16 protein-coding genes and 1 pseudogene are annotated in these 21,149 nt (G+C 44.9%); 3 read left to right on the top strand and 14 right to left on the bottom strand.

The genetic code is table 11. The features are described 5' to 3' along the window. Positions 1 to 2: 2 nt before the first annotated feature. The 9 genes from csm2 to hetZ all read right to left on the bottom strand — a co-directional run bounded on the left by csm2 (position 3) and on the right by hetZ (position 9,661). Positions 3 to 566, bottom strand: a complete 564-nt coding sequence (gene csm2 / locus ACE1CD_RS30780; RefSeq protein ID WP_374800621.1) for a type III-A CRISPR-associated protein Csm2 — start codon at positions 564 to 566, stop codon at positions 3 to 5. A gap of 45 nt (positions 567 to 611) precedes the next feature. Then, on the bottom strand, positions 612 to 884 hold the full coding sequence (locus ACE1CD_RS30785; RefSeq protein WP_374800623.1) for a HigA family addiction module antitoxin: 273 nt from the start codon (positions 882 to 884) through the stop codon (positions 612 to 614). Between the two features lie 6 nt (positions 885 to 890). After that, positions 891 to 1,160 (bottom strand): hypothetical protein, encoded by a 270-nt coding sequence (locus ACE1CD_RS30790; RefSeq protein ID WP_374800625.1) that lies wholly within the window; start codon positions 1,158 to 1,160, stop codon positions 891 to 893. 71 nt (positions 1,161 to 1,231) lie between these two features. Beyond that, the gene (locus ACE1CD_RS30795) at positions 1,232 to 1,522 is read right to left on the bottom strand and encodes a hypothetical protein (RefSeq protein WP_374800627.1); all 291 of its coding nucleotides are present in this window, start codon (positions 1,520 to 1,522) and stop codon (positions 1,232 to 1,234) included. An 11-nt stretch (positions 1,523 to 1,533) separates the two neighbouring features. After that, entirely contained in the window at positions 1,534 to 3,837 is a 2,304-nt protein-coding gene (gene cas10, locus ACE1CD_RS30800) for a type III-A CRISPR-associated protein Cas10/Csm1 (RefSeq protein WP_374827227.1), read from the bottom strand. Between the two features lie 98 nt (positions 3,838 to 3,935). Next, positions 3,936 to 4,376, bottom strand: a complete 441-nt coding sequence (locus tag ACE1CD_RS30805; protein ID WP_374800631.1) for a hypothetical protein — start codon at positions 4,374 to 4,376, stop codon at positions 3,936 to 3,938. Between the two features lie 499 nt (positions 4,377 to 4,875). Continuing rightward, positions 4,876 to 7,239: a transglutaminaseTgpA domain-containing protein gene (locus ACE1CD_RS30810; protein WP_374827228.1), complete on the bottom strand. Its 2,364-nt coding sequence runs from the start codon at positions 7,237 to 7,239 to the stop codon at positions 4,876 to 4,878. 117 nt (positions 7,240 to 7,356) lie between these two features. Beyond that, complete coding sequence (locus ACE1CD_RS30815; protein ID WP_374800635.1) at positions 7,357 to 8,466, bottom strand: hypothetical protein; 1,110 nt, start codon at positions 8,464 to 8,466, stop codon at positions 7,357 to 7,359. Beyond that, positions 8,438 to 9,661, bottom strand: a complete 1,224-nt coding sequence (gene hetZ / locus ACE1CD_RS30820) for a heterocyst differentiation protein HetZ (protein WP_374800637.1) — start codon at positions 9,659 to 9,661, stop codon at positions 8,438 to 8,440. The genes ACE1CD_RS30815 and hetZ overlap by 29 nt, the downstream gene beginning before the upstream one ends. A 278-nt stretch (positions 9,662 to 9,939) precedes the next feature. On the opposite strand from hetZ, the gene ACE1CD_RS30825 reads away from it, so the two are divergent. Further along, positions 9,940 to 10,428 (top strand): hypothetical protein, encoded by a 489-nt coding sequence (locus ACE1CD_RS30825; RefSeq protein ID WP_374827229.1) that lies wholly within the window; start codon positions 9,940 to 9,942, stop codon positions 10,426 to 10,428. 60 nt (positions 10,429 to 10,488) lie between these two features. Here the strand turns inward: ACE1CD_RS30825 and sds are convergent, their stop codons facing one another. The 5 genes and pseudogenes from sds to ACE1CD_RS30850 all read right to left on the bottom strand — a co-directional run bounded on the left by sds (position 10,489) and on the right by ACE1CD_RS30850 (position 18,338). Further along, entirely contained in the window at positions 10,489 to 11,460 is a 972-nt protein-coding gene (sds, locus tag ACE1CD_RS30830) for a solanesyl diphosphate synthase (RefSeq protein WP_374800641.1), read from the bottom strand. Between the two features lie 1,256 nt (positions 11,461 to 12,716). After that, entirely contained in the window at positions 12,717 to 13,538 is an 822-nt protein-coding gene (gene murI / locus ACE1CD_RS30835; RefSeq protein WP_374800643.1) for a glutamate racemase, read from the bottom strand. Positions 13,539 to 13,636: 98 nt separating this feature from the next. Beyond that, positions 13,637 to 15,409 carry an N-acetylmuramoyl-L-alanine amidase gene (locus ACE1CD_RS30840; RefSeq protein WP_374800645.1) on the bottom strand — a complete coding sequence of 591 codons (1,773 nt, stop codon included), beginning with the start codon at positions 15,407 to 15,409 and terminating at the stop codon, positions 13,637 to 13,639. 996 nt (positions 15,410 to 16,405) lie between these two features. After that, a pseudogene (gene ssb, locus ACE1CD_RS30845) lies at positions 16,406 to 16,708 on the bottom strand (single-stranded DNA-binding protein); the annotation flags it as partial. An 88-nt stretch (positions 16,709 to 16,796) separates the two neighbouring features. Further along, positions 16,797 to 18,338, bottom strand: coding sequence for a reverse transcriptase domain-containing protein (locus ACE1CD_RS30850; RefSeq protein WP_374800647.1), 1,542 nt, complete (start codon positions 18,336 to 18,338; stop codon positions 16,797 to 16,799). Between the two features lie 950 nt (positions 18,339 to 19,288). Between ACE1CD_RS30850 and ACE1CD_RS30855 the strand changes: the two genes are divergently transcribed. Both ACE1CD_RS30855 and mreC read left to right on the top strand, forming a co-directional pair. Then, the gene (locus ACE1CD_RS30855) at positions 19,289 to 20,296 is read left to right on the top strand and encodes a rod shape-determining protein (protein WP_374800716.1); all 1,008 of its coding nucleotides are present in this window, start codon (positions 19,289 to 19,291) and stop codon (positions 20,294 to 20,296) included. Positions 20,297 to 20,392: 96 nt separating this feature from the next. Continuing rightward, positions 20,393 to 21,130, top strand: coding sequence for a rod shape-determining protein MreC (mreC, locus tag ACE1CD_RS30860; protein ID WP_374827230.1), 738 nt, complete (start codon positions 20,393 to 20,395; stop codon positions 21,128 to 21,130). The last annotated feature ends 19 nt before the right edge of the window (positions 21,131 to 21,149 follow it).

Genomic DNA, 21,149 nt, shown 5'->3' on the forward strand with positions numbered 1-21,149 from the left:
AGTTATTTTCCACCTTCTGCTTTATGATAAGCAATAATTGATTCGATTAATTGAACCAGACGCTCAAAATCTTCTGTGCTGTGTGTTTTGTCAATTGCTACTGACATGACATCACTTAAAGGTTTTGCAGCTTTTTGTCTAGCAGCTGCATAGGCAAGTTTAGGTTTTAACAGAACTACATCTACCTCAATTTTACTGAATCTTAATTTAGCTTTTTCATCCTCAGTTTTAGCCTGTTTAATTGTTTCATCTTCATCCTGGGATAGCCTTGCTTTTAGCTGATTGACCGCATCCAAAAACTTGCGAATTTGGTTAGTTTCCAACCGTTGATTTTTTAGGTAAGGGCCAAAGTCTTCAGCCTGCTTAACCAGATCGCGGATTGGATAGTCTTGTAAAGATTTTAATTTCTCACTATTGATAGTGTTGATAATCTCCTTAACAATATCCTTTGCTTGTACAGTGGCAGTATGGCTTTTTTCTGGAACAACAGAGTTAGCTGTATCGGTAGTTTTTTCTAACTGACCAGACTTGACAATTTGTTTGGTTTTTTTCGGTTGTTGATTCATAGATTTGGCAGAAAATTCACTATTGTAAAAATTAAAACTTTTGGTTTATGAGCGCCTAGTTAAAGCATCCCAGTAGTTTCGCTCGCGATTTATCCAAAAAGTTGCTGATATCCCTAATACTTCCTCTAGTTTCAACACCACTATATTCGTAATAGGTGATTCTCCAGCAATAATTTCATCTATCTCCTGTTTCCCGATCCCGATTTTTTGAGCTAAATCACCAGCAGATATTCCAAGTTCTTCAATAGTTTCTAAAAGTGTCTCGCCTGGTGGCGAAACATAGTCTGGCATATACTGGTTTACAATTTTCTTATTCATAGCTCATTAAGATCCTTTTTCTTGCTGACCGAATAAATATTCCAAAATCCGGTGATTCTCTGTTTGTAATCCTTTAATATCTTTATTTATCTCCACAATTTGATTTTGCTGTTGCGCCACAATTCGCAACAATTGTAAATGTTCTTGTTGACTTTGCAATTGACTTTCACGCAAATCACCCATCAGCGTCACTAAAGTATCGACGCGACCTGTCAAATGTTCTAGTGATGCTTCTATTCGATCGATTCTATCACTACTGTTTGATGAATTTGTCATTTCATTTTCCCCTGTTGGCTTTAGCAGTTATATTTAAATTTAGCATCAAAAATGTTCCAGATAGTTCCTAATCAAGAACCTTTTTCTTGCTGACCAAATAAATGTTCTAAAATCCGCAAACTTTCTGTTTGCAACCCTTTTACATCAGCTTGCAAGTCTCTAATTTCTCTTTTTATCTCCACAATCTCTGTTTGCTGTTGCGCTACAATTCGCAACAATTGTAAATGTTCTTGTTGACTTTGCAATTGACTTTCACGCAAATCACCCATCAAAGTCACTAAAGTATCGACGCGACCTGTCAAATGTTCTATTGATGCTTCTATTCGATCGATTCTATCACCGCTGTTCGATGAGTTTGTCATGGCGATTTCTCCTAATTTGAACGATTTAGTAATTCGATCCAAGTTGCGATCGCCCGAAAATAAGGCGCATTATAAGGACTCTTTAAAGAAGTACGAAAATCAAAATCATCTAATACATCACTAGGCAATCTAGATAAACTATAAGCGATTTTTGGCAAATGCAGATAATATTGAACTCCCAGCGCATCCTTTTCTTTTGAATATTTATTCTTAAATTCTTTAACCATCTGTTCTTGCATTTCTGCCGTAATCAACAAATTGCGGACAAAACTACGAGCATAATTAAGCCCTATTTGCTGCTTACTCAACCTCTCTACAAATGGTAAAATACCAAACAGCTTCGGCATTATCTCTGGCTGCAAATATTCTCTAATTTTAGAATCAATAACTAAATTATCTTCCCTTCCTAGCCACTCATCCCATTTGAATACCTGACCAAATAAGCCTAAACTATCGCGACCATTTTCTTTAGCAGCATCCTCCGCTTTTCCCGATCCTTTTGCTGCTTGATAAAGAGGAAACTTCGCCCCATCAATACTAATCCCTCCCGATAAAGTAATATCTGGATTATCACCTGTATAAGCGCGAAAGCACTGGTAAACATCAAACGCAAATTCCACCACCTCATTCCAAGCACCACTGACAAATAGATCGTCACCTCCAGCATATATAAATAATAGATTTAACCGCTCATTCTCTGTTAATTTCTTAACTTTTTTGGGGAAATTATCTTTTCTTGCTGCTGCCAAACTATTCAGATAAACTTTAAAAAAATAACTCATTTGGCGCGATAATCCAGCTAATCTCGGTAAAGTTTGATTATCACCTAATCCCCGTGCAAAAATCTGTCCGAGTCTGTCTACATCCATCCGCAGATAGCCAACTCGATTGATTCCTTTGGCAACTTCTGCCATCTCACCCGCTCGGATAAAACCTGATTCTACTTCACTACGTTTACCATAGTTTCCTAACAGCAGAGGTACGGGATTCCGAAAATTACGAAAACGATAGCGTTCTACAGTCCAGTCATTTATTAACAGAACTGTATTCGTACCTTTGACAATTTGTTTCCAGTCCTCAAATAAATGATAGTAGATATTGGCAGCAGGAACTTTAGCAGTAGCAGGAAGTTTAAAAGAGATTGTAGCCAGTTCGCCTGCTATATTTTGCTCAGACGTTCGCACTATTGCCTTAACTCCAAACAATTTACTACCTAAATCAAACATACTGCAACAATTTTTGCAGGCTAAAACAGAATTATCCTCACTTAGCGGTTGCAAGTCTTCCTCTTTCAGATCGTCCCGATGACAAACCTTGCACAGTGTATGACTATGATGAGGTTTGATAAATTCAGAAATTTGGTTATAAAATTTGCGCGATTTTTGACCAGCCAAGTTCTTCGTAACTTCTGTCCAGTGAACAGCAAATTGTCGATCGCTAACATCTTGAATTGGGAAATTTAACCAATCAAGAGCAAGAAATAGTTTTCCCTGAAACTTTTTCAAAAACCATTCATTTAGTTGTTCGCGTACTTCTTCTACAACATCCTTTGTTGGATCTGTCGCAGATGCCAATAAATATAAGTTGCCACCTCCAGCATAAATTACATTCGTGCGAGGTAAGTTTAGCCTTGCAAGTAATTGCTGAACAACTTCTTCTGTCACCAATTCTAAATAAAAACTCCGAGCGCGGAGAGATTTAAGCGCACCATCAGAAGAAATAGTGTAAATAAATTTTTGAATTCCTGAAAGATCGCCAGCAATTAAACTAAGATGAGTTGCTTGAATATTTTTAGCTAAAGCTGCGGCGATCGATCCCGCAGTCCTCGCCATATCCACCAAAGCAATATCTTTCTCGCCAAAACTAATATAAGAACCAAATTTTTCCAATATCAACATCAGCAACGAGAGATTTTCCCAGTCCTGCTGATTTAATTGAAGCTGATTAATTTCATCTTTAATTTCCTGTTTCAAACATTCTAATTCTGCTAGCTTCGTTTCTTTAGCTATCGGATAGTAAATTTTGGGATAATTACTGTCGTTATCATCATTATTAGCGATCGCCTTCGGTTGCCAATAATTCTTTCTTACTTCATGTTCCGAGAGTTTAACTTTATCAAACAACAATCTCAATGGTTTCAGATTGCGATCGCTAGGCCAAAATAAGATTTCCTTTGCCTTCGTGACGATCTTAACAATATCTTCCTGATTTGAAAGAGTAAAATTCTTTGCTGACTCTGGTTCAGCCCACTCTAAAAGTACCTTAACGGCTTCTCTAGCCACTTGCAAAGCAGCGTCATTTGAAAGGTTATTCATAAATCCCAATAATTAACTATGTTGCTTGTGAATCGATAACTATCCTGACTGCATCGGAGCGATTTATCCTCCCAATGCAATCAGTTACTTAGTTAATTTTATTGCTTGACTGCGGTAGTTTTTTCTCCCTGACTATATGTAGGAGAAACTTCTAAGTCAAGCTTAACCCTTATACCGCCTGAGATTTGGCTTATAAGCATTGCGATGATTACCAATGCTACAGAACTTCCAAAAACTACTGGTAGTGGGTTTGTAATACTTTTTACAAAAAACTGTATTATTGGTGAGAAATCAGAGTTCTGTGCTGTCTGAATGCTGGGATTATTCGCTGTTACTTCAGAAGGCATCGAGTTATTGTTGGTAGAGATCGAGCCTACGATCGCCAGCGGATCTGGTTTAACCGAATATTGAGCGTTTGCAGAAGCTTTTGCCACATTAACGGGAGATGTATCGCTTGCCGGAGGCATCCCGTATTTGTATGCCGAACCTAACTCTGCTGTCAGGTAAGGTATTACTGTCACAGAGGATGTATTTTTCATCTTTTTTCCCAAGAATACTATTCTGAAAAGGCTAGTTAGCAGTTAAAAACTGCTGATAAGTCAATTAAATGGTTGCTGCGTTGGGTTACATAGCGATATACCTTTAAACTGAAGTTATAATCCTGAATATAGCAAAATCTCAAATCTTTGGCCAGGTTACCATCGAAAAATACAAACCGTTACATTACTTCAATATCATTTGACTAAATTGACTTGTCAGGCAAATGTCGCTACATTAATAAAATTAGACTTTTCAGATAGATCCCTAGAAGTGTACTTCCAGTCACTAAGATTATCTTGGTAACTCCCCGCAAGGGGATTGAAGTATACGGTTCTAGAAAAGACTGCTGATAAGTCAATTAATTATCTTAAATTCTTCCCCGCAAGGGGATTAAAACATGGCAAACGCATAGGTAAATGGTTGTGAAAGGGGAGCGATCGCACCCTATCCACCAAAAAAAATCCCCCCTTTCTCAGGGGGGTTTGGGGCTATCTCCCGTTAAGAACTTCTCCTCCTTCCCATCTTCCTCAACTCCGACTTCCTCAAAACCTCCAATTTCCGGCGCAAATAACCCAAATTAGGAGACTCACCCCCATATCGCCAACTAACATAAGCTTGCGAAATTTCTTCTATAGCTTCCCCACGTTCATCAGCATATTGTTGACGCGATGTTGCTGCATACTCAAACGGCGTCCAAGCTGGATGTTTTTGCAAACCTTTTTCCCCTAACCATCGCAGCATTTCCTGATAGATACTTTCCATCGGATGCAGCTTTTTCAACCATTTTTGGTAACGCCAATATTGCCAACCATTCCAAGCTAACCAACCCAAAAATCCTAGAACAATTGCAATTAACAACCCCGTGAATAAACCTACCCAACCTTGAGTAAACAGTGCAAAAAACCATGCGATCGCACCAAATATCGCCGCAATAATTCCCCCAAATACAGTACTCAGGAAATTATTTACTGGTGAAGGTAACCACCCCGCTACCCACTTCCAAAACTTCTCAATCGCTGTAAAAGTTTGGTTTTCTTCGAGTGAAGGCGGAATCAACGGATGACCGGGTATCGGATCGAAAGCAAACCAACCGTGTTTAGGGAAATACACTTCTGTCATCAAATAAGCATCGGTGTTCTTGACAACATATAACCCGGTAAAAGGATTAAATTCCCCAGGTGCAAAACCACCAACTACCCTAGCTGGAATACCGATCGATCGCAACATGATCGTATACACAGTAGTGAAGTGGTCTGGATACCCACCCGTAATTTTCTCTCCCGCAGGACTATTCTTATACCCAAACAGAAAAGCCTCGACCAAATCTTCATTATCCCTTAAAAAAGGTGGCAGTTTTTCCAGCTTGTAATTAGGATTTTGCTTCAAGTATTGAGCCAAGTACAGAGCTTTTTCGTAAGCAGTAGTAATCGGTTTCTTGTCCTTTGCTACCTGTTGCTGATTTGCTAAAATTTCTTCCGTCAGTTTCCGCACCTTCTCCTTAATAGCAGGTGGAACTTCCAGGTAGTATTTGCGAATATTTTTAGGATAGTTAGTAGAAGCTTGATTTAAACGACTGCGCTCTCGATAAGGAACTTCTGAAATGACTGTGTAAGTCACACCTTCAACTAATGCCGGCCCTCGGATAGTTCCTTCTGGATCTATGGCTATTTTCTCCGCCGGAAAGTAAACTTCTCTGACATAAGACATTGCCGGAATTAAATTCGGCAATTCCGAGACAATTGTATAGCTTTGAATTACTTCCTGCGTCCGATTCCTCATTGGCGATATCGGTAGATAGAATCTATAAGTCCAACTGGGACGTTCCAGGAGAAAAGCTTGGTTATTACGAGAAATTTCCCAACCTTGACCCGTGTAGCGATCGAATGCCAAAACTCGCCAAAATCCTTCCGCTTGCGATCGCACTCGCATCACCACTTTTGGCTTCAGAAAACCGCGCAAATTTTGGTTAATCGTATCGTTAAAACCATAATAAAAAGTATCATCAAGTTCGCCCGCTCCTTTTTCCTTATTCTTTCCCCTCCCTGTGCCGCGATCGTCCTGGCCATTACTGTTGTTAGCATAACCCGGATTGCGAATCGATCGCCCGTCAAAATTCCCTTTAAACTCAATTGGAGAACTAACTGGAAATGTCCGTATTTGATAACCCGGTACTCTGGGCATAAAAGCAAAAATAGCTAGCCCTATGCCCAGAATTACAAAAAAGTAAAATACTAAAACTTTGCCATTTTTAATCGGAAAATTTCTGAAATTTTTTAATCTTTCTCTGTTAATTTTTAATTGATCCAATCCCAATCGCGAGCGGTAATCCAACACCAAAACAGGTAGAGCGATCGCGAAAAATACTAACAGCAATGGTGCAAAAGCCATCGTCTGACTCAAAGTTGCCGCCACCCCCAACAAAATCAGACCGATCGCCGTGGAATAGCCCAAATCCTTGCGGCGAGGCAAGTCAAAGCTGTGCAACACTTGTAATTGAATCAGCAATTGCGCCAAGACAAATCGCGTATCATTGAGAGAATCCCGCAAATTCGACAGAAAAACCGCCAAAGCCCACAACATTCCCATCGCGATACCAAACTTCACCGGGATATTCGGCTTACGGCGGCGATACCAACTCCACGTCGCACCTACAATACTCAGCGGTACAGCCCAAATGCTCAGACTGTCCCCAGTACCGAAAGTCTCAGCCGCCACATCGGTAGCAATAATGCCCACCACCACCAAAGCCTGCACTAGCACTCGCAGCCAGAGCGACTCTTCCACCTCCGGCATTGGCATCGCTGCCAACCGTTCCCTAAACTTTCCCCAAATGGGTATATTTCGCAATTTGTCAACAGTCATTTGTCAAATGTCAGTTGTCAGTTGTTAGTTGTGAGAAAACTTGTTTCCCATCCACTACTAACCACTATCCACGATCTCATCGCAATTGACCAACGACCGATGACATTTGACCGATCGCTAAGAACTAATTACCATCACAGCAAAAATTAACGGTTTCTGACCCAGTTGCTGAAAATGAACTTCCAACAAATAGCTGTGATTGGGTTCCAAATCGAACAATTCCACACTCAAGCAACCCGGATCGGGTCGATGGGTGGTAGCTACTGCCTGACCCCCTCGAAACTTCATACTGCCACCACAAGGAAATCGACCTTGAATCCGTACAGAGGCGATCGATTGCTGGTGTACTTGATATTGTACCTCCAGCGTCAGCAGACCGACAGCACTTAGCCACTGTCTTTCCACAGCTAATTGAGATGGTGAAAGAAGCAACGTCAGAGAACTGAGAATCTGCCGAGCTGCCTGCAATAACAGAACCATTTGCTCTGCCAGCGTCGCTGTTTCGTAACTGCTGGGGAATTTGGTCGTTTCTTGCCGATAATCTACCCTATCGAGACTTTTACGATCCGGAGGCGCTGACACCTTCTGGGCAAATTTGTTCAACATCTGGGAATGACCGGGGAACAACACCTCCACCGCACGCACTAATTTAGCCGCCTCGGTTTTTGAGGATTGAACCACCGCTTGACATCGGTCTAACAGTTGGGTGAAAACCTCTGGCGGGATGGCTACTGGCAAATTGAACTTTTGGATTTGAGCCGTCCACAGGTGCTTTTCCCATCCCGATTCCAGCTCTATTGCAGAAGAACTATCGGCTTCGTAATCACCGATCTCGGTCTCCCAAGGAAATAGGGGAGGATTATTTTGGATTTCCGTCTTGAGGCGACGTTTGAGAAGTGCCTGGAAACGGTCTCGCACAACAGGAATGTCTCCCGGTTTTTCAGGGGGTTGACGCAAAACCTCCGGAGTAATGGTGCTGGAGAGTGCGGCGTTCAATACTTCTGACTCCAGTAGATCTAAATCTTCTAATTCCCAATCATCTATATCACAATCGCCTAGCTCTAAGCTATGAGTAACCTCTGAAGAAGTTTCTAAATTAGAATTCTCCTTCTCGCTCAACGAGGCTGTCGAGCGATCGAACTCATGGCCCGGAGCCGATTTGACTCGATCGCTTTGCAGCAACCAGGCGAAGAATTTTTCAGGGAAGGCTTCTATGTCTCTGTTCATCAGTCGATGCACCCGATCCGGACACGAATGAATTACGAAGATCCCAGGCTTTTTCTAGAAGCTTAAACCACTGCTTCTGAATCTGCGTAACCGTCCACCCTAAATTTCGAGATATTTCTCGATCGGACAGTTTTTTTTGTTTCAACTCTAGTAAGCTCAGTTGCTCAGGCTCCAGACTCGCCAGGAAAGTTTGCCATTGCTGGGGGACGAGGCCCAGATTCCTTTCTATATCTGCTTCCAACCACTCATGCACCAGTTCCCACCGATGCAATAGAGCAAATCTAATCAAATGATATTTAAAGCGCTGTTGCAAGTAATCCCGCTGACGCTGGGTTAGACCCATTATCGCTTCAATTTCTTGCGTATTGAGGTCTTGCAGCCGCAGCGCAAAGTAGTCGGCACAATCTTCCTGCTGACGTTCTTGTAAGTAGGCCATCAACTCGTCAATTACAGACTGGCGCAGCGAATCTTCCTGATTGGGAGCATCTTCTTGAGCCCCCATCACTTGCCGCACTTGCTGCACCAAAGCTTCATCCCAGCTTGCTTCTGATTCTGACGTTCCCCCCTCAGCAGCTTGTTCCATATCCACCGAGGTTTCCGGCGGTTGCTTTTGCACAAACGCTTGAGCCCGCAAAATTACTAGCTGCTGAGTTCGGTTATGTGACAAGCGAATCCGTCGCTTAGCATAACGCTCTGTAAAAGCCAGAAATTCCGCCAGCTCTAACAGAGTTTCGGGACGATAAGTTGGACTTGTAGGGGCAAGCTGGCACATAGCTCCTTCCCGGCGAAAGGCACTCAATGCTTCCACATAAAATCCCTGTAAGAAATCTTCTATTAAAGTCAGCCGATTTTCATAGATTGATGACGCTCCAGGTGGTGTAATGTAACGATAGACAATCGCACTCAGAGTACTGTGTAATTCTACCCGTCCAGCGGTAGACCCCAGCTTGTAATAGTTGAGGCATTGCTGCAAACGATGACGGGCAAGCTTTTTAGCCCAAGTTTCGACAGCGCCCAGCGCTTGGATGCGCTTACTTTCATTACAAATTCGGGTTACTTCCGTTGCTATACGCGCTGCGACTTCGCGGCAATTTTGCTCTGAAGCACGGGTGGACTGCTTAAGTTCGGCGAACAGCAGCTCAAAGATAGCCTCCACGCTAGCAGATCTCTCCCAAGCTCGTTGTTGTTGGGGCAAGTTTAATTTAGCCCCTACTTAATTTGATTGCGAAGCCCTAGACCACCCATTCATAAATAGACCGCAGAGATGCTCCCATTTGATTCGCTGGTTAATCACCAGAATTTCTTTTTTCCTCAAAATGCGATTCGATCCAACCGGATCTGAACTATCGTCCAGACCGCTCGCATTTTTTTGCAATGCTTCGCTACTACCTTGACCCTAGCACACCCAAATCCGACCGATTGGATCGACAGTTAGATTAAAAAGTAGACGATCGGAGCTTTTGAGCGTGACCTATGGAATTAGATCGACAAATTCAACTTTTAATTGACAATGCACCCCAAGATACTCATACTACCCAGGCCATGCAAGCGATCGCACCAGCTCTCAAGCTGCTGGCTCAGCAATTGCGACACTCTCAGTACTATATTCTCCAGACCTTCGAGCGCGACTGGGTATTGACTGCTTTAAGCAATCGCGCTAACCCAGGTGTGGAAAAACGTGTTATATACGCTTTCCCAACTCTCCAAGATGCCACAGCCGATCGCAATTCGATCGAAGATCCGCAAGTCCTAGCTATGCCAGTTCCTGTCACCCATATTTTGTTTCAAATGCTGGCTATGAACACGGTTGATAGTACTGTATTTTTTGAGACGCCAGGAAATCTTTCATCGGGAACTGAATTGCGTCGGGAAGATTTACAAAATTTAATCCAGGCCCATTTGCAGCAAAACCATACAGTACGCCGAAATGCGCCCGGTCATATTCCTCCGGATATCGCCTGAATTGATTTTGGATTTTAGATTTTGGATTTACAGCCAATCTAAAATCTAAAATCTAAAATTCTAGTACAACCGACTCAAAACATACTCAGCCATATCGCTTAAGGCTTGGCGATACTCAGAGGGCGGTAAATCGGCAAGATACTCAACCGCAGAGCGAGCTTCTCTGGCAGCTAATTCGCGGGCACGCTCAATACCCATACCTTCATTGATTAAAGCGATCGCTTGCTCCAAATCCTCATCCTTACAAAATTCTCGTTCGATCAGCACCTCCAAGTAGGGTTTCTCTTCCAGAGCAAATATGGCCGGCGCAGTCAAATTGCCGCTTTTGAGATCCGAACCGGCAGGTTTGCCCAAAACTTCTGTAGACCCGGTGAAGTCCAAGATGTCATCAACTACTTGGAACGCCAAACCGATATGACGCCCGTAGCGATATAAATTTTCTGCCATTTCAGCCGAAAGCCCACTTAAGCAACCAGCAGCTTTGGCACTATTGGCAATCAGGGAGGCAGTTTTGTAGTAACTTTTTTGTAGGTAAGCTTCGATCGATAAACTCGTGTCGAAACGATTCAGCCCTTGCTGAATTTCTCCTGCCGCCAAATCCATAATCACCTGCGACAGTAGTTTGACAACCTCCAAGTTATCCAGGTTGGCTAAATACCAGGAAGATTGCGCGAAGAGAAAATCCCCCGCCAGTACTGCGATGCGGTTGCCAAACAGGTTATGTACTGTAGGCACCCCGCGACGAACTTCCGATTCGTCCACTACATCATCGTGTACTAGGCTAGCTGTGTGAATCATTTCCGTAATCTCGGCCAACCGTCTATGACGGGGAGTAATTTCCCCATCTTGCATTGTCGCCCGCGAAATCAGAAGCACAATCGCAGGTCTGAGGCGTTTTCCCCCTGCTCCAAACAAATGTTCTGCTGCGGCAGACAGGATAGGGTGACGCTTACCAACTAGCTGTTTCAAGTTCTCCGACAGCAAACGTAGGTCTGCTTCAACAGGCGAAAAGAGGGAGGTAGTTGAGGTCATGGGTCTGCCGATTCAGGCGTTGTGGATTGTCAAGAAATTTAACATATTCTCTCCTCATTTTAAGCGAACCCTCCCGTAGATGAAATAAGGGCTGGAGATAATTGGCCGATTTCTGTCCCAGAAATGGCTTATGGCTGCGTCGCTGAGAGCGCAAGTCGGTAGCTTTTTCAATTTTGGCGAGCTGCCGAGCGGCTGATGACCAAGCTCTTGCAAAATTGTGTAGAATTTTTAAGTATTTTCCTCACAAAGCTCGAAAAGCCAGAAAGCTTGTGATACTCTAGATATTAAGGATTTCAAAAAATTCAACAAGGTTCGGCTCTATTCTTCCTGTCTGGCCATAGGCTTGACAGCGAAGAGTGCCGAGACAGGGTACAACAAAAACGCCTGCAAGTGGATACCTTGCTAGACAAGGACATACGATCTTGGCGAAAAGTTTCCCAGTCCGAAAAGGAGTACGTGTTGTTGCCGATACGCACTTCCAAAACTGCCATCATATGCGTACTGGATAAAACCAGTGGATAAAACCAAGTGGATAAAACCACAATCAAGTGAAAAAACTGGCGGAAAAACCACGTTTCAGGCCGATCGGACATAGCTCTGAGTGTAGGCTTAGTCTACACAAATGCCTCCTTTCTAGCTTTGAGTCGTGGGGATCTGACAAAGTTACTCCAAGGCAACTGAAAGTTGCCGAACATCTCTGGAAGCCCAGAAACACTAAATATTTAAAGGGAAAAGTAGCTGCACTCTTGGTTGCTACTATCACCCATAATTATCAAGAGACGGAAATTTAATCCAAAGCAGCCTCTAGGCGTGGTGACAATAAATTATTGAGAGCCACCTAGAGGGAAACAGCTATGGTATGAAGTCTCGCTAAGCCTGTGTGTATATGTGGAGGCATTAATGTCTCTAACTCTTCCAATCGGAAGATAATCGTCAAAGCGATCGCTTTGCCAATGTTTGCTGAGAAAAATTATTCCTATCTGATTTGAAGTCCCTCCTCTTTACTCCTAATTCCATTATGGTTTACCCCGATATGCCTCTGATGATTCCCCTTCTGGCCACAGGCTATCTATTAGCGATTTACGTATTGTTGATACTCGTGCAGCGGTCAGGAGTTTGGCGACGTCCGGAGGGTTAACCAAAAGCAAACCAAACATGAAACTGTAAGACCAAAGCTAAGTTTACTTGGTAGAGGCAGGATTCAACCCAAGAATCTCCGCAATGACGAGCGGAGAGTGTCAACAGTTTCATTCCAATCATTCCAGCGGTACTTGCTGTAAAGGCACAGATACAGGTAAGCAAACCTGCTCTACAAGTGGCCTGCAACCTAGCCATTGTACCGACAATTGTGCAAATTGATGTGGCTCCCCGCTCACGCAGAAACGTGTAGGTTGCGGTGGAGCCGTACTTCTGATTCCTAAAATATCGAGTTCTTGAGCTGCGGCACCAACAACGTGTACTGCCGGATCTACGGTACGTACCGAACGCGGTAAAATAGCACGCAAAACGGGTGCTAAATGGGGATAGTGGGTACAGCCGTAAACCAGCGTATCAATTTGCTGCTCTAATAAAGGAGCCAGGTATTCCTTGGCCACCTCATATGTGTAAGGGTCATTAATGCGGTTTTGCTCGATTAGAGGCACAAATGCCGGACAACCAACTTGCCAGACTTGAACGTTTGGGTCAATTTCCTGGATAGCGTGACGGTACGCGCTACTAGCCGCAGTAGCAGGGGTGGCAATAACGCCAATCCGCTTGCCCATACTTACAGCAGCACGAGCGCCGGGAAGAATAACCCCTAAAATGGGGAAATTGAACTCAGACCTTACAATTTCTAGCGCCAGAGCCGAACTGGTATTGCAAGCCATAATGACCATTTTGGTGCCTTGGACAGACATCCAGTTGAGAATCTCGCGTACAAACTGCAAAATTTCTGCCTGAGTGCGATTACCATAGGGCAATCGCGCTGTATCCCCGAAGTAAAGAATGGATTCATTAGGCAGTTGTCGATAAAGTTCTCTTAACACAGTGAGACCGCCAACGCCGCTATCAAAAACTCCTATTTTATCTGTTGTCATTTGTCCTTTGCCAGCTATCAGTTGTCTTTCTTCAGTTGTTAGGGGTCAAAAGTCAGCAGTTTATGGCTAGTTACTAATGACTTTTGACCGGAGATCGATTAGTAACTTTGTTGTAGGTATTGGAGAATACCACGAGCGATCGCTTCTGCCATTCGTCTTTGGTAAGCTGGGGAAGCCAGTCTGGGAGCATCTTGTGCCCCCGTTACAAAACCAACTTCCACCAAAACCGCAGGCATGGGATTGTGCCTGAGAACGTAAAATCTGGCCTGTCGCACCCTCCGATCTGGAATATCTATACTCTGGAGGATGCTATTGTGGATAGTCCGAGCTAAACGTTCGCCTTCGCTACTGCTGTAATAGTAAGTCTCCAGTCCGCTAATGTCAGGACGGGTCATATCGATCGCATTGGCGTGGATGCTAACAAACAAGTCTGCATTCTCCCGCCTAGCCATTTGCACTCTGGGTGCAAGGTCAACGAAATAGTCATCGTTCCGCGTCATCACGACCTGAATACCCTGCCGCTGGAGCAACCTTGCCACTTCTTGGGATATAGGCAAGATCACGTCTTTCTCTTGTAACCCGCCAATACCGATCGCACCCACATCTTTTCCACCGTGTCCCGGATCTATCATCACTAAAATTCGGCCATCGCGAGGACGAGGGCGTTCATTTCTGGGATAATCCGGAACTGAGTCCGGCACAGAAACAGTAGTGCGGTTGGGAGGCGGAACGACAATTTCCCGCCTTGAGCCTCGTAAGGGCAGAGCCAAGAGTTGAGGTGAAGGTTGATTGATTTCGCCAATCTGCACCCCAGAGGCAGGTAACACCAGAACTACAACCGTGGAAGGGTCTTGCTGGCGCAGCCGCACCCGCAATACCGGACTGTTTGCATTTGATTCCGGTTCCCTCACCCGCTCGGCTAGTTTAGCGGCAGGAATAGTGATACGGTAAGCACCAGACGATTGATCCCAGCCGCTTGTGTAAGTAAACGGCTGATTTGCTCTGACTAAAAGTTGATTGCCGCTCACTTCCACAGATTGGACGGTGGCAAGTCGATCGTCACTCCTGCGCTCGGATGATGACTCCTGCCCCAGTGTCGGTAACACTACAATTCCACCTAAATTGCTGATGCGAGCCTGCCAATCCGGGCTTTCTTTGTCCACCTGCAAAGTCAGGCGGGCGATCGGTGGTGTGTTTTGTACTTGACTGAGCTGAATCCTGCTGACGCCATTACGGTTTACCGATAAGTCTTTTAACGTCAGTTCGGAAGACAAAGCTGCGCCTTCGAGGTAAATATCGATCGTGTCCCGATCTCCACTTCTCCTCACCTTCACTTCTGGGTTGGGACCGGAGGTGCGGATAAAAAAACCATCGGGTGTTACCTGTACATCCTGGATTTGAGCCACCGAATCAGACGTCACAGATGCCGTGGCTTCCGGCGAACCAAGAGAAACAGAAGCACTGCTCGTTTGCTCGTCCGATCGAATCGGGGTTGGCAGCTGCACCAACCACTGCCGGGGCGAAATTCCCTGGAATTTTACCTGCTGTGGGTCTAGCGTGTAACCTGGGCTTAATTCAATCACCAGACGAGTCGTTTGAGGATCTAACTGCCCCACCCGCATCTGTCGCATTGCCCCCCTCAGTTGCTGATTTACTGTTGGGCGCAGGAAAGCGGTACCGGGCAAATCGATCACCAAACGTGTGGGATTGAAAAGCAATTGTGCTTTCGGTTGAACGCTACTGTCCGTTGTGAAGACCAACCGATTTCGATCGGCATCAAAACGCCAAGATTGCAGTCTACCTGCAAAGGCTGGAGAGGACAGCAGAACTAGGCTCAAAAATGTACTGGGTAGTAGCCAGTGAAATTTCACTATTGTTTCTCCTGATTTTCGTAGCCCAGCGGCATAAATTTTCCCAGCTGGTTAAGGATTATACTTTGGGTTATGCGTCTGGATTCGAGTACCCTTGGGTATAAATACACAGTTTGAGGCTGCGTTGAACAATACCACAACTTAACCTCTGCACGCGCCGCCAAGTACAAGTCAGCAAGTATGGCAAAATGGGTAATCTTTTTTGGCGAAATATTGCGAATAATTATCCTGAGCATACCAGCGAATATTGTCGCCTATAGCCTAAGTTTTCCCATATCCGGGAAGGGTTCCCCCAGACGGGCGCGATCGCACACAGGTAGGGCGAAGCCCTCATGGAGATGAAAACCAATTGGCCGAACATTTGACACCCATAAGCTCTTTAACTTAAAGACCCAGCAATTACTGCGCTCCTACTTATCCTCACACCTTATGCAGTTGATACACCCTATACTACCGGGAGCCTACTTGGGTAGGCCAGATCTGCGAGTGGTAATGACTGCCCTTGAATAGAACTTTTTTTCACTTGCATAATTCTGGCATCCGGACTTAACGATCCCAGACTTGTTCCCCAACCACCAGTTTCGCAGAACAGGGGTTTCCCGGATCGGAAGCCCTAAGTCTCTTTCATTTTTTACTTTTGACTGTTTTTGACTTTTGAGTGCTGATTCCTGACTTCGCTGTCAAGGCGTAAGTTTCACCCTCTAAAACAGACTGAGCTGACTCAACTGCACTTTCAGGTTCTCAAAACACCTACTCAGGTTCGCGGAATCGTACCGACGCCGATCGCCAAAAGCTTAACTTGAGGGTTGACCAAATCCCGTCCAGCCAGTCACAACCTTACCAATAATAGCGATCGCAATCAAGAAAATGGCAATTGCCCAGAAAACAGAAAACCTACGCCCATTGGACGGTAAGGCGTAGGTGATTCACGCTGCCAATTTGACAGTGACAAAAACAAATTTTTCGTTAGGTACTGGCGGGGCGATCGCCACCAGTTTAAAATTCCTCTGGTCTGTAGCTATCCATTTGGCCTGCCTCGTTATCTTGTTTGGAACCCAAAAGATCGATCTGATCTACCCGGATCGCTGGTGAGGAGCGATTGGCACCCGTACCGCTATCGCGCCAGGTATCGATCTTCAACGAACCTTTGACACCAATCAAGCTGCCCTTACGCACATAGTTAGCAGCTATTTCTGCTGTCTTCCCCCATAGTTCCAAATTGAACCAGTCCGTTTGCTTGCCATCGCGAGACCAGCGATTAACTGCCAGAGTCAACCGACACTTAACGCTACCTGACTGTTACAGTCGATAAGTAAGTCGCCTTGCTTACCTCTGCTTCAAAACCGTGCGTGCAGCTTTCACCGCACACGGCTCCTCAATAACTCAGCTAGCAATAGTACCTCCGCTCGGATGATGTTATGACAGCTACATTACCTAGTGTGGGATGTTGGCTGAGACGATCGCTCCAGTACTGCAAGTCGCCATCATAAGGGCTTCTTGCACCTTTAACTTTGACGTAAATTTCAATCTTTGTATCCCGATATCTTTCTAGGATATATTGATTGTCTGGAGTCATGAACCGCCAGCCTAACCCTCTGTTGACTCCCCAGTAATTCGAGACTAGCTTTGTATTGTTTCGTCCTTTGCTTCTTCGGCGTTTAGCCCAAGCAAACAACTTCTGATACATCGCATTATCCATGTGTTTGTGAGTGCGACTGTTCGCCACTGTAGAGTAATATGCTGCCCATCTTACAATTGCAGAATTGAGAGCACTAATTACTTCTATCTGACTGGATTTACAATTTTTAGCAAGCAATTCGTCCACGCTTGCCAAGTGTCGCTCGATCGCTTCTTTACTGGGTTTAATGAGCGTTTTATGCCCTCGTTTGCTTTGGGTTTTGCCCTCCCACCCGCTTTGTTTATCACGGCACGGGTATTGTCTGACATTGAATCCAAGAAAATCAAACCCTACATTTCCATCATGTTTCTTGAAGGTATGCGTAATTCGGGTTTGAGATTCTTTAAGGGCTAACCCCATTTCCATCAACCATTCTTCTATTAGCTGTTTGGCTTCCAGCACTACTTCCAAGCATTCATCCATAAGGACAAAATCATCGGCATACCGAACTAATGTCACTTTTTGTTTTCGATCGTTGGCGATCCTCTTGATGAATTTTTTTTGTAGCATATCTTCCAAACCGTGAAGGGCAATGTTTGCCAGCAAGGGAGATATTACTGCTCCCTGTAAGCTTTCTTCATCTGTCGGAAATACTTCCTTAGCATTCATAATCCCAGATTTGAGCCATGCTTTAATCTGTCGTCTGAATGTCGGAGTAGTTTGCAGCTTGGAGAGTAGCTTTTCATGGTCAATCCGGTCAAAGCGCTTCTCTATACGCGCCTCTAAAACATACTTTGTTTCTTGAACAATACTGTTATAGATGGCAGCTATAGCATCGTGGTATGACCGTCCGGGCCTAAAACCATAACTGTTTGGCTCAAAGCGAGCCTCCCATTCTGGTTCTAGCGCCAGTTTTAATAGGGCTTGCTTTGCTCGTTCTGCGATCGTTAGTATACCAAGCGGTTTTTTCTCATCCTTTCCGAGTGTGTTAATCCATACCCGTCTAGCTGGTTGAGATTTGTCATTGAATCGCAGTTTTTTGGCCAAGTTAATTTTCTGGTGGTTGGTTAGTTTAGCTACACCACCTACACCAAACATCTTCTTTTCCCAGTTATTCTGCGTGACTCGTCTGATTGCTACCAACTTGGCATACCAAGATTTAGTCAACAGCCTTTGTAGAGAGCGAACTGTTTTTACATCACCACGAATAGAGGCTCGATAGATTCTCTTTTGGAGCTTGAAAACTTGTCGCTGGACTTTTGCCCATTCGATCGTTTCCCATCCATACATCGGCTTTATTGCCGTGTTCATGACTTGTTTACTCCTACTAAAATTATCCATCTCTGAGTTATCGTGGCTCTGTCAGCATATCCTTTGGCTTTCCCAAAGGCATTGGCTTGAGAGCCAATCCCTCTCGCCAATTTCATGCGGTTGACTACCGACTCAAGATTCGACCTTTCTTGAGAGAAATTGGCGAGTTATCCCGTTCCTAGCTCCTGCGATTGCGATGGGGTTAGAGTCTTACTATCCGCCGGGTTTGTTGGGGATGCTCTAGGTCAAATTTCGGGTTGCCTAGCCCTTATCCTTGCCTTTTGGCTCAGCCAATAACCTGCGTAGGCTGTTGTAAATTACGACGGCTCAAGCGTAAGTTCAGATGGCCTTACTCGTACCCATCTCTGCTATTAGGGATTCTCTGTCAGGTTCAAAGTTACCTCTTTGTACACCCCGCTTCACCGGGAAAGATAGTCAGTCGTTCCGGTGGGAGTGTTGCATCTCCTGGCATCTAGGAGGAGGGAATTGGCTTCTAAAAATATTGCTATCGTATCGACTTCCAGCTAACATTTTTGAGAAATCGCACCCTCTCAGGAGCTAAGTTGTCAAGGTTCGGTAGGCATTCCTACTTATCCTTGCGAGCGATACCCAATCTGGGGATTGGTTTCTCACTCAACGGGTCGCACCGAAATACTTCACATCGGGGTCTTGGCCAACACGGCCTACTAAGCTAACGACATTGAGATTGAGAGTCATAATTGTTTATCAGTACAGCTGTACTCATTTACGGTGTATCTACTTTAGCGAATTGACGGTAGCATACAGATTTAAATTGTTGCTGGTGCAAGAATTTTCCTGCTTGACTAGACGCCGGATAGAAAACGTAATAAAATCCAGCACGGTTGGGTTACAGTCGTACACAAAAGCATCTCTCTTTGGGGGCCAAGAAGCGCGTGGGTTTTTTCAATCGCTTACCTTTATCTCGCGACATGGGTATCGACCTCGGTACCGCTAACACACTGGTTTATGTATCTGGGAAGGGTATTGTTCTTCAAGAACCTTCTGTAGTGGCCATTGATAAAGATACGATGGAGCCGCTAGCAGTGGGCGAAGAGGCGAAAAAAATGCTGGGCCGCTGTCCTGGCAATGTAGTTGCTCTTCGTCCCCTACGGGATGGCGTGATTGCCGATTTCGATACCGCAGAGCTAATGCTGAAAGCTTTTATCCGGCGGGTGAACGAAGGAAGAGCTTTAGTTTCACCAAGAATTGTGATTGGCATTCCCAGTGGCGTAACTGGAGTAGAACGGCGAGCTGTTATGGATGCAGCGCTTCAAGCCGGTGCGCGGGATGTCCGGTTAATTGACGAACCGGTAGCGGCAGCTATTGGTGCTGGACTACCTGTAGCGGAACCTACGGGTAATATGATTATCGACATTGGCGGCGGCACAACGGAAGTAGCTGTTTTGAGCTTGCAGGGTACTGTGATCAGCGAATCGGTAAGGGTCGCTGGGGACGAGCTGAATGATTCGATCGTTCAGTACATGAAAAAAGTTCACAATCTGGTAGTAGGGGAACGCACTGCTGAGGAAATTAAGATTCAGATTGCCTCTGCTTACCCAACAAATGCTGATGAAGAGCAAATTATGGAAGTCCGAGGTTTACATCTGCTTTCCGGTCTGCCGCGAACTGTTACCATTAAAGGGCCAGAAATCCGCGAAAGTATGTCGGAACCTCTGGCTGTGATTGTTGATGCTGTTAAACGTACTTTGGAGCGCACTCCTCCGGAACTGGCAGCTGATATTATCGATCGCGGTATCATGCTGGCAGGCGGCGGTGCTTTACTGAAAGGTCTGGATACTTTGATCAGTCACGAAACTGGTATCGTAGTACACGTGGCAGCCGATCCCTTGAGTTGTGTTGTGTTGGGCACAGGTCGGGTATTGGAAAATATCAAGCAGCTGGATAGAGTATTCAGCGGTCGCTCTCGCAACCTCTAATTTTTAGTAAAATTTAAATCTTGAAGACCAGAATTCAAAGTAAATTCTGAGTGCTAATACTTGACTGCGGACTTTTATTTTGCATAAACTCCTTGAATGTACACGCTACGTCGCTGGTGGGATCGTAATTGGTTACAATTGACCCTGGTGGGAACAGCTCTGACTGCTGCCTGGATCGCTAAGCAAACTCAGGGTGCAGCAATTTTTGAGCTTTACCAGATGGTGTCTCGTCCTTTTCAATCCAATCCACCCAAAACAGAGATTCTGGCAGATGCCAAAAGTTTGGAACTGCAAGCGCGGTTAGAGGAAACACAAAGCCAAAATCGCAAATTGCAAGAGCTTTTGGGATATGTATCTGCCCAAAAATCTAAAGGGATTGTCGCTCCTGTGGTTGGTCGAAGTGCGGATCGGTGGTGGCAACAGATTACTGTGGGCCGGGGCTCCGCAGCGGGAATAAAACAAGGCTATATTGTTACGTCTACCGGCGGTTTGGTAGGCCGGGTGATCGGTGTGACTAAAAATACTAGCCAGGTGTTATTAATTAGCGATGCCAGCAGTCGTGTTGGCGTTAGTATCAGCCGCAGTCGCTATATGGGTGTAATGCGCGGTCAGTCAGGAAATCGAGCGGTAATCCAATTCTTTGAAAGAGTTCCAGATGTCCGCAAAGGTGATGTGGTCGCGACCTCATCTGTAAGTCAGTTTCCGTCAGGTGTGCCTGTGGGACGTGTGGAATCGGTGAATCTCAGCCAAAGCCCCGCTCCTGAAGCTGAGATCGTACTTTCAGCACCCACAAGTTACTTGGAGTGGGTGGTTGTTCATCCAAGTGATAGATAATATATTTTGTCGATCGATC

This window comes from Aerosakkonema sp. BLCC-F183, from assembly GCF_041929145.1.
Classification (GTDB): domain Bacteria; phylum Cyanobacteriota; class Cyanobacteriia; order Cyanobacteriales; family Aerosakkonemataceae; genus Aerosakkonema.

What these genes read in the sequence shown, in the direction of transcription:
- ACE1CD_RS30795 (WP_374800627.1), bottom strand. Translation starts at nt 1,522, where the DNA reads ATGACAAACTCATCGAACAGCGGTGATAGAATCGATCGAATAGAAGCA.
- sds (WP_374800641.1), bottom strand. Translation starts at nt 11,460, where the DNA reads ATGACCTCAACTACCTCCCTCTTTTCGCCTGTTGAAGCAGACCTACGT.
- mreC (WP_374827230.1), top strand. Translation starts at nt 20,393, where the DNA reads ATGTACACGCTACGTCGCTGGTGGGATCGTAATTGGTTACAATTGACC.
- ACE1CD_RS30815 (WP_374800635.1), bottom strand. Translation starts at nt 8,466, where the DNA reads ATGAACAGAGACATAGAAGCCTTCCCTGAAAAATTCTTCGCCTGGTTG.
- csm2 (WP_374800621.1), bottom strand. Translation starts at nt 566, where the DNA reads ATGAATCAACAACCGAAAAAAACCAAACAAATTGTCAAGTCTGGTCAG.
- cas10 (WP_374827227.1), bottom strand. Translation starts at nt 3,837, where the DNA reads ATGAATAACCTTTCAAATGACGCTGCTTTGCAAGTGGCTAGAGAAGCC.
- ACE1CD_RS30855 (WP_374800716.1), top strand. Translation starts at nt 19,289, where the DNA reads ATGGGTATCGACCTCGGTACCGCTAACACACTGGTTTATGTATCTGGG.
- murI (WP_374800643.1), bottom strand. Translation starts at nt 13,538, where the DNA reads ATGACAACAGATAAAATAGGAGTTTTTGATAGCGGCGTTGGCGGTCTC.
- ACE1CD_RS30810 (WP_374827228.1), bottom strand. Translation starts at nt 7,239, where the DNA reads ATGACTGTTGACAAATTGCGAAATATACCCATTTGGGGAAAGTTTAGG.
- ACE1CD_RS30850 (WP_374800647.1), bottom strand. Translation starts at nt 18,338, where the DNA reads ATGAACACGGCAATAAAGCCGATGTATGGATGGGAAACGATCGAATGG.
- ACE1CD_RS30790 (WP_374800625.1), bottom strand. Translation starts at nt 1,160, where the DNA reads ATGACAAATTCATCAAACAGTAGTGATAGAATCGATCGAATAGAAGCA.
- ACE1CD_RS30825 (WP_374827229.1), top strand. Translation starts at nt 9,940, where the DNA reads ATGGAATTAGATCGACAAATTCAACTTTTAATTGACAATGCACCCCAA.
- ACE1CD_RS30785 (WP_374800623.1), bottom strand. Translation starts at nt 884, where the DNA reads ATGAATAAGAAAATTGTAAACCAGTATATGCCAGACTATGTTTCGCCA.
- ACE1CD_RS30805 (WP_374800631.1), bottom strand. Translation starts at nt 4,376, where the DNA reads ATGAAAAATACATCCTCTGTGACAGTAATACCTTACCTGACAGCAGAG.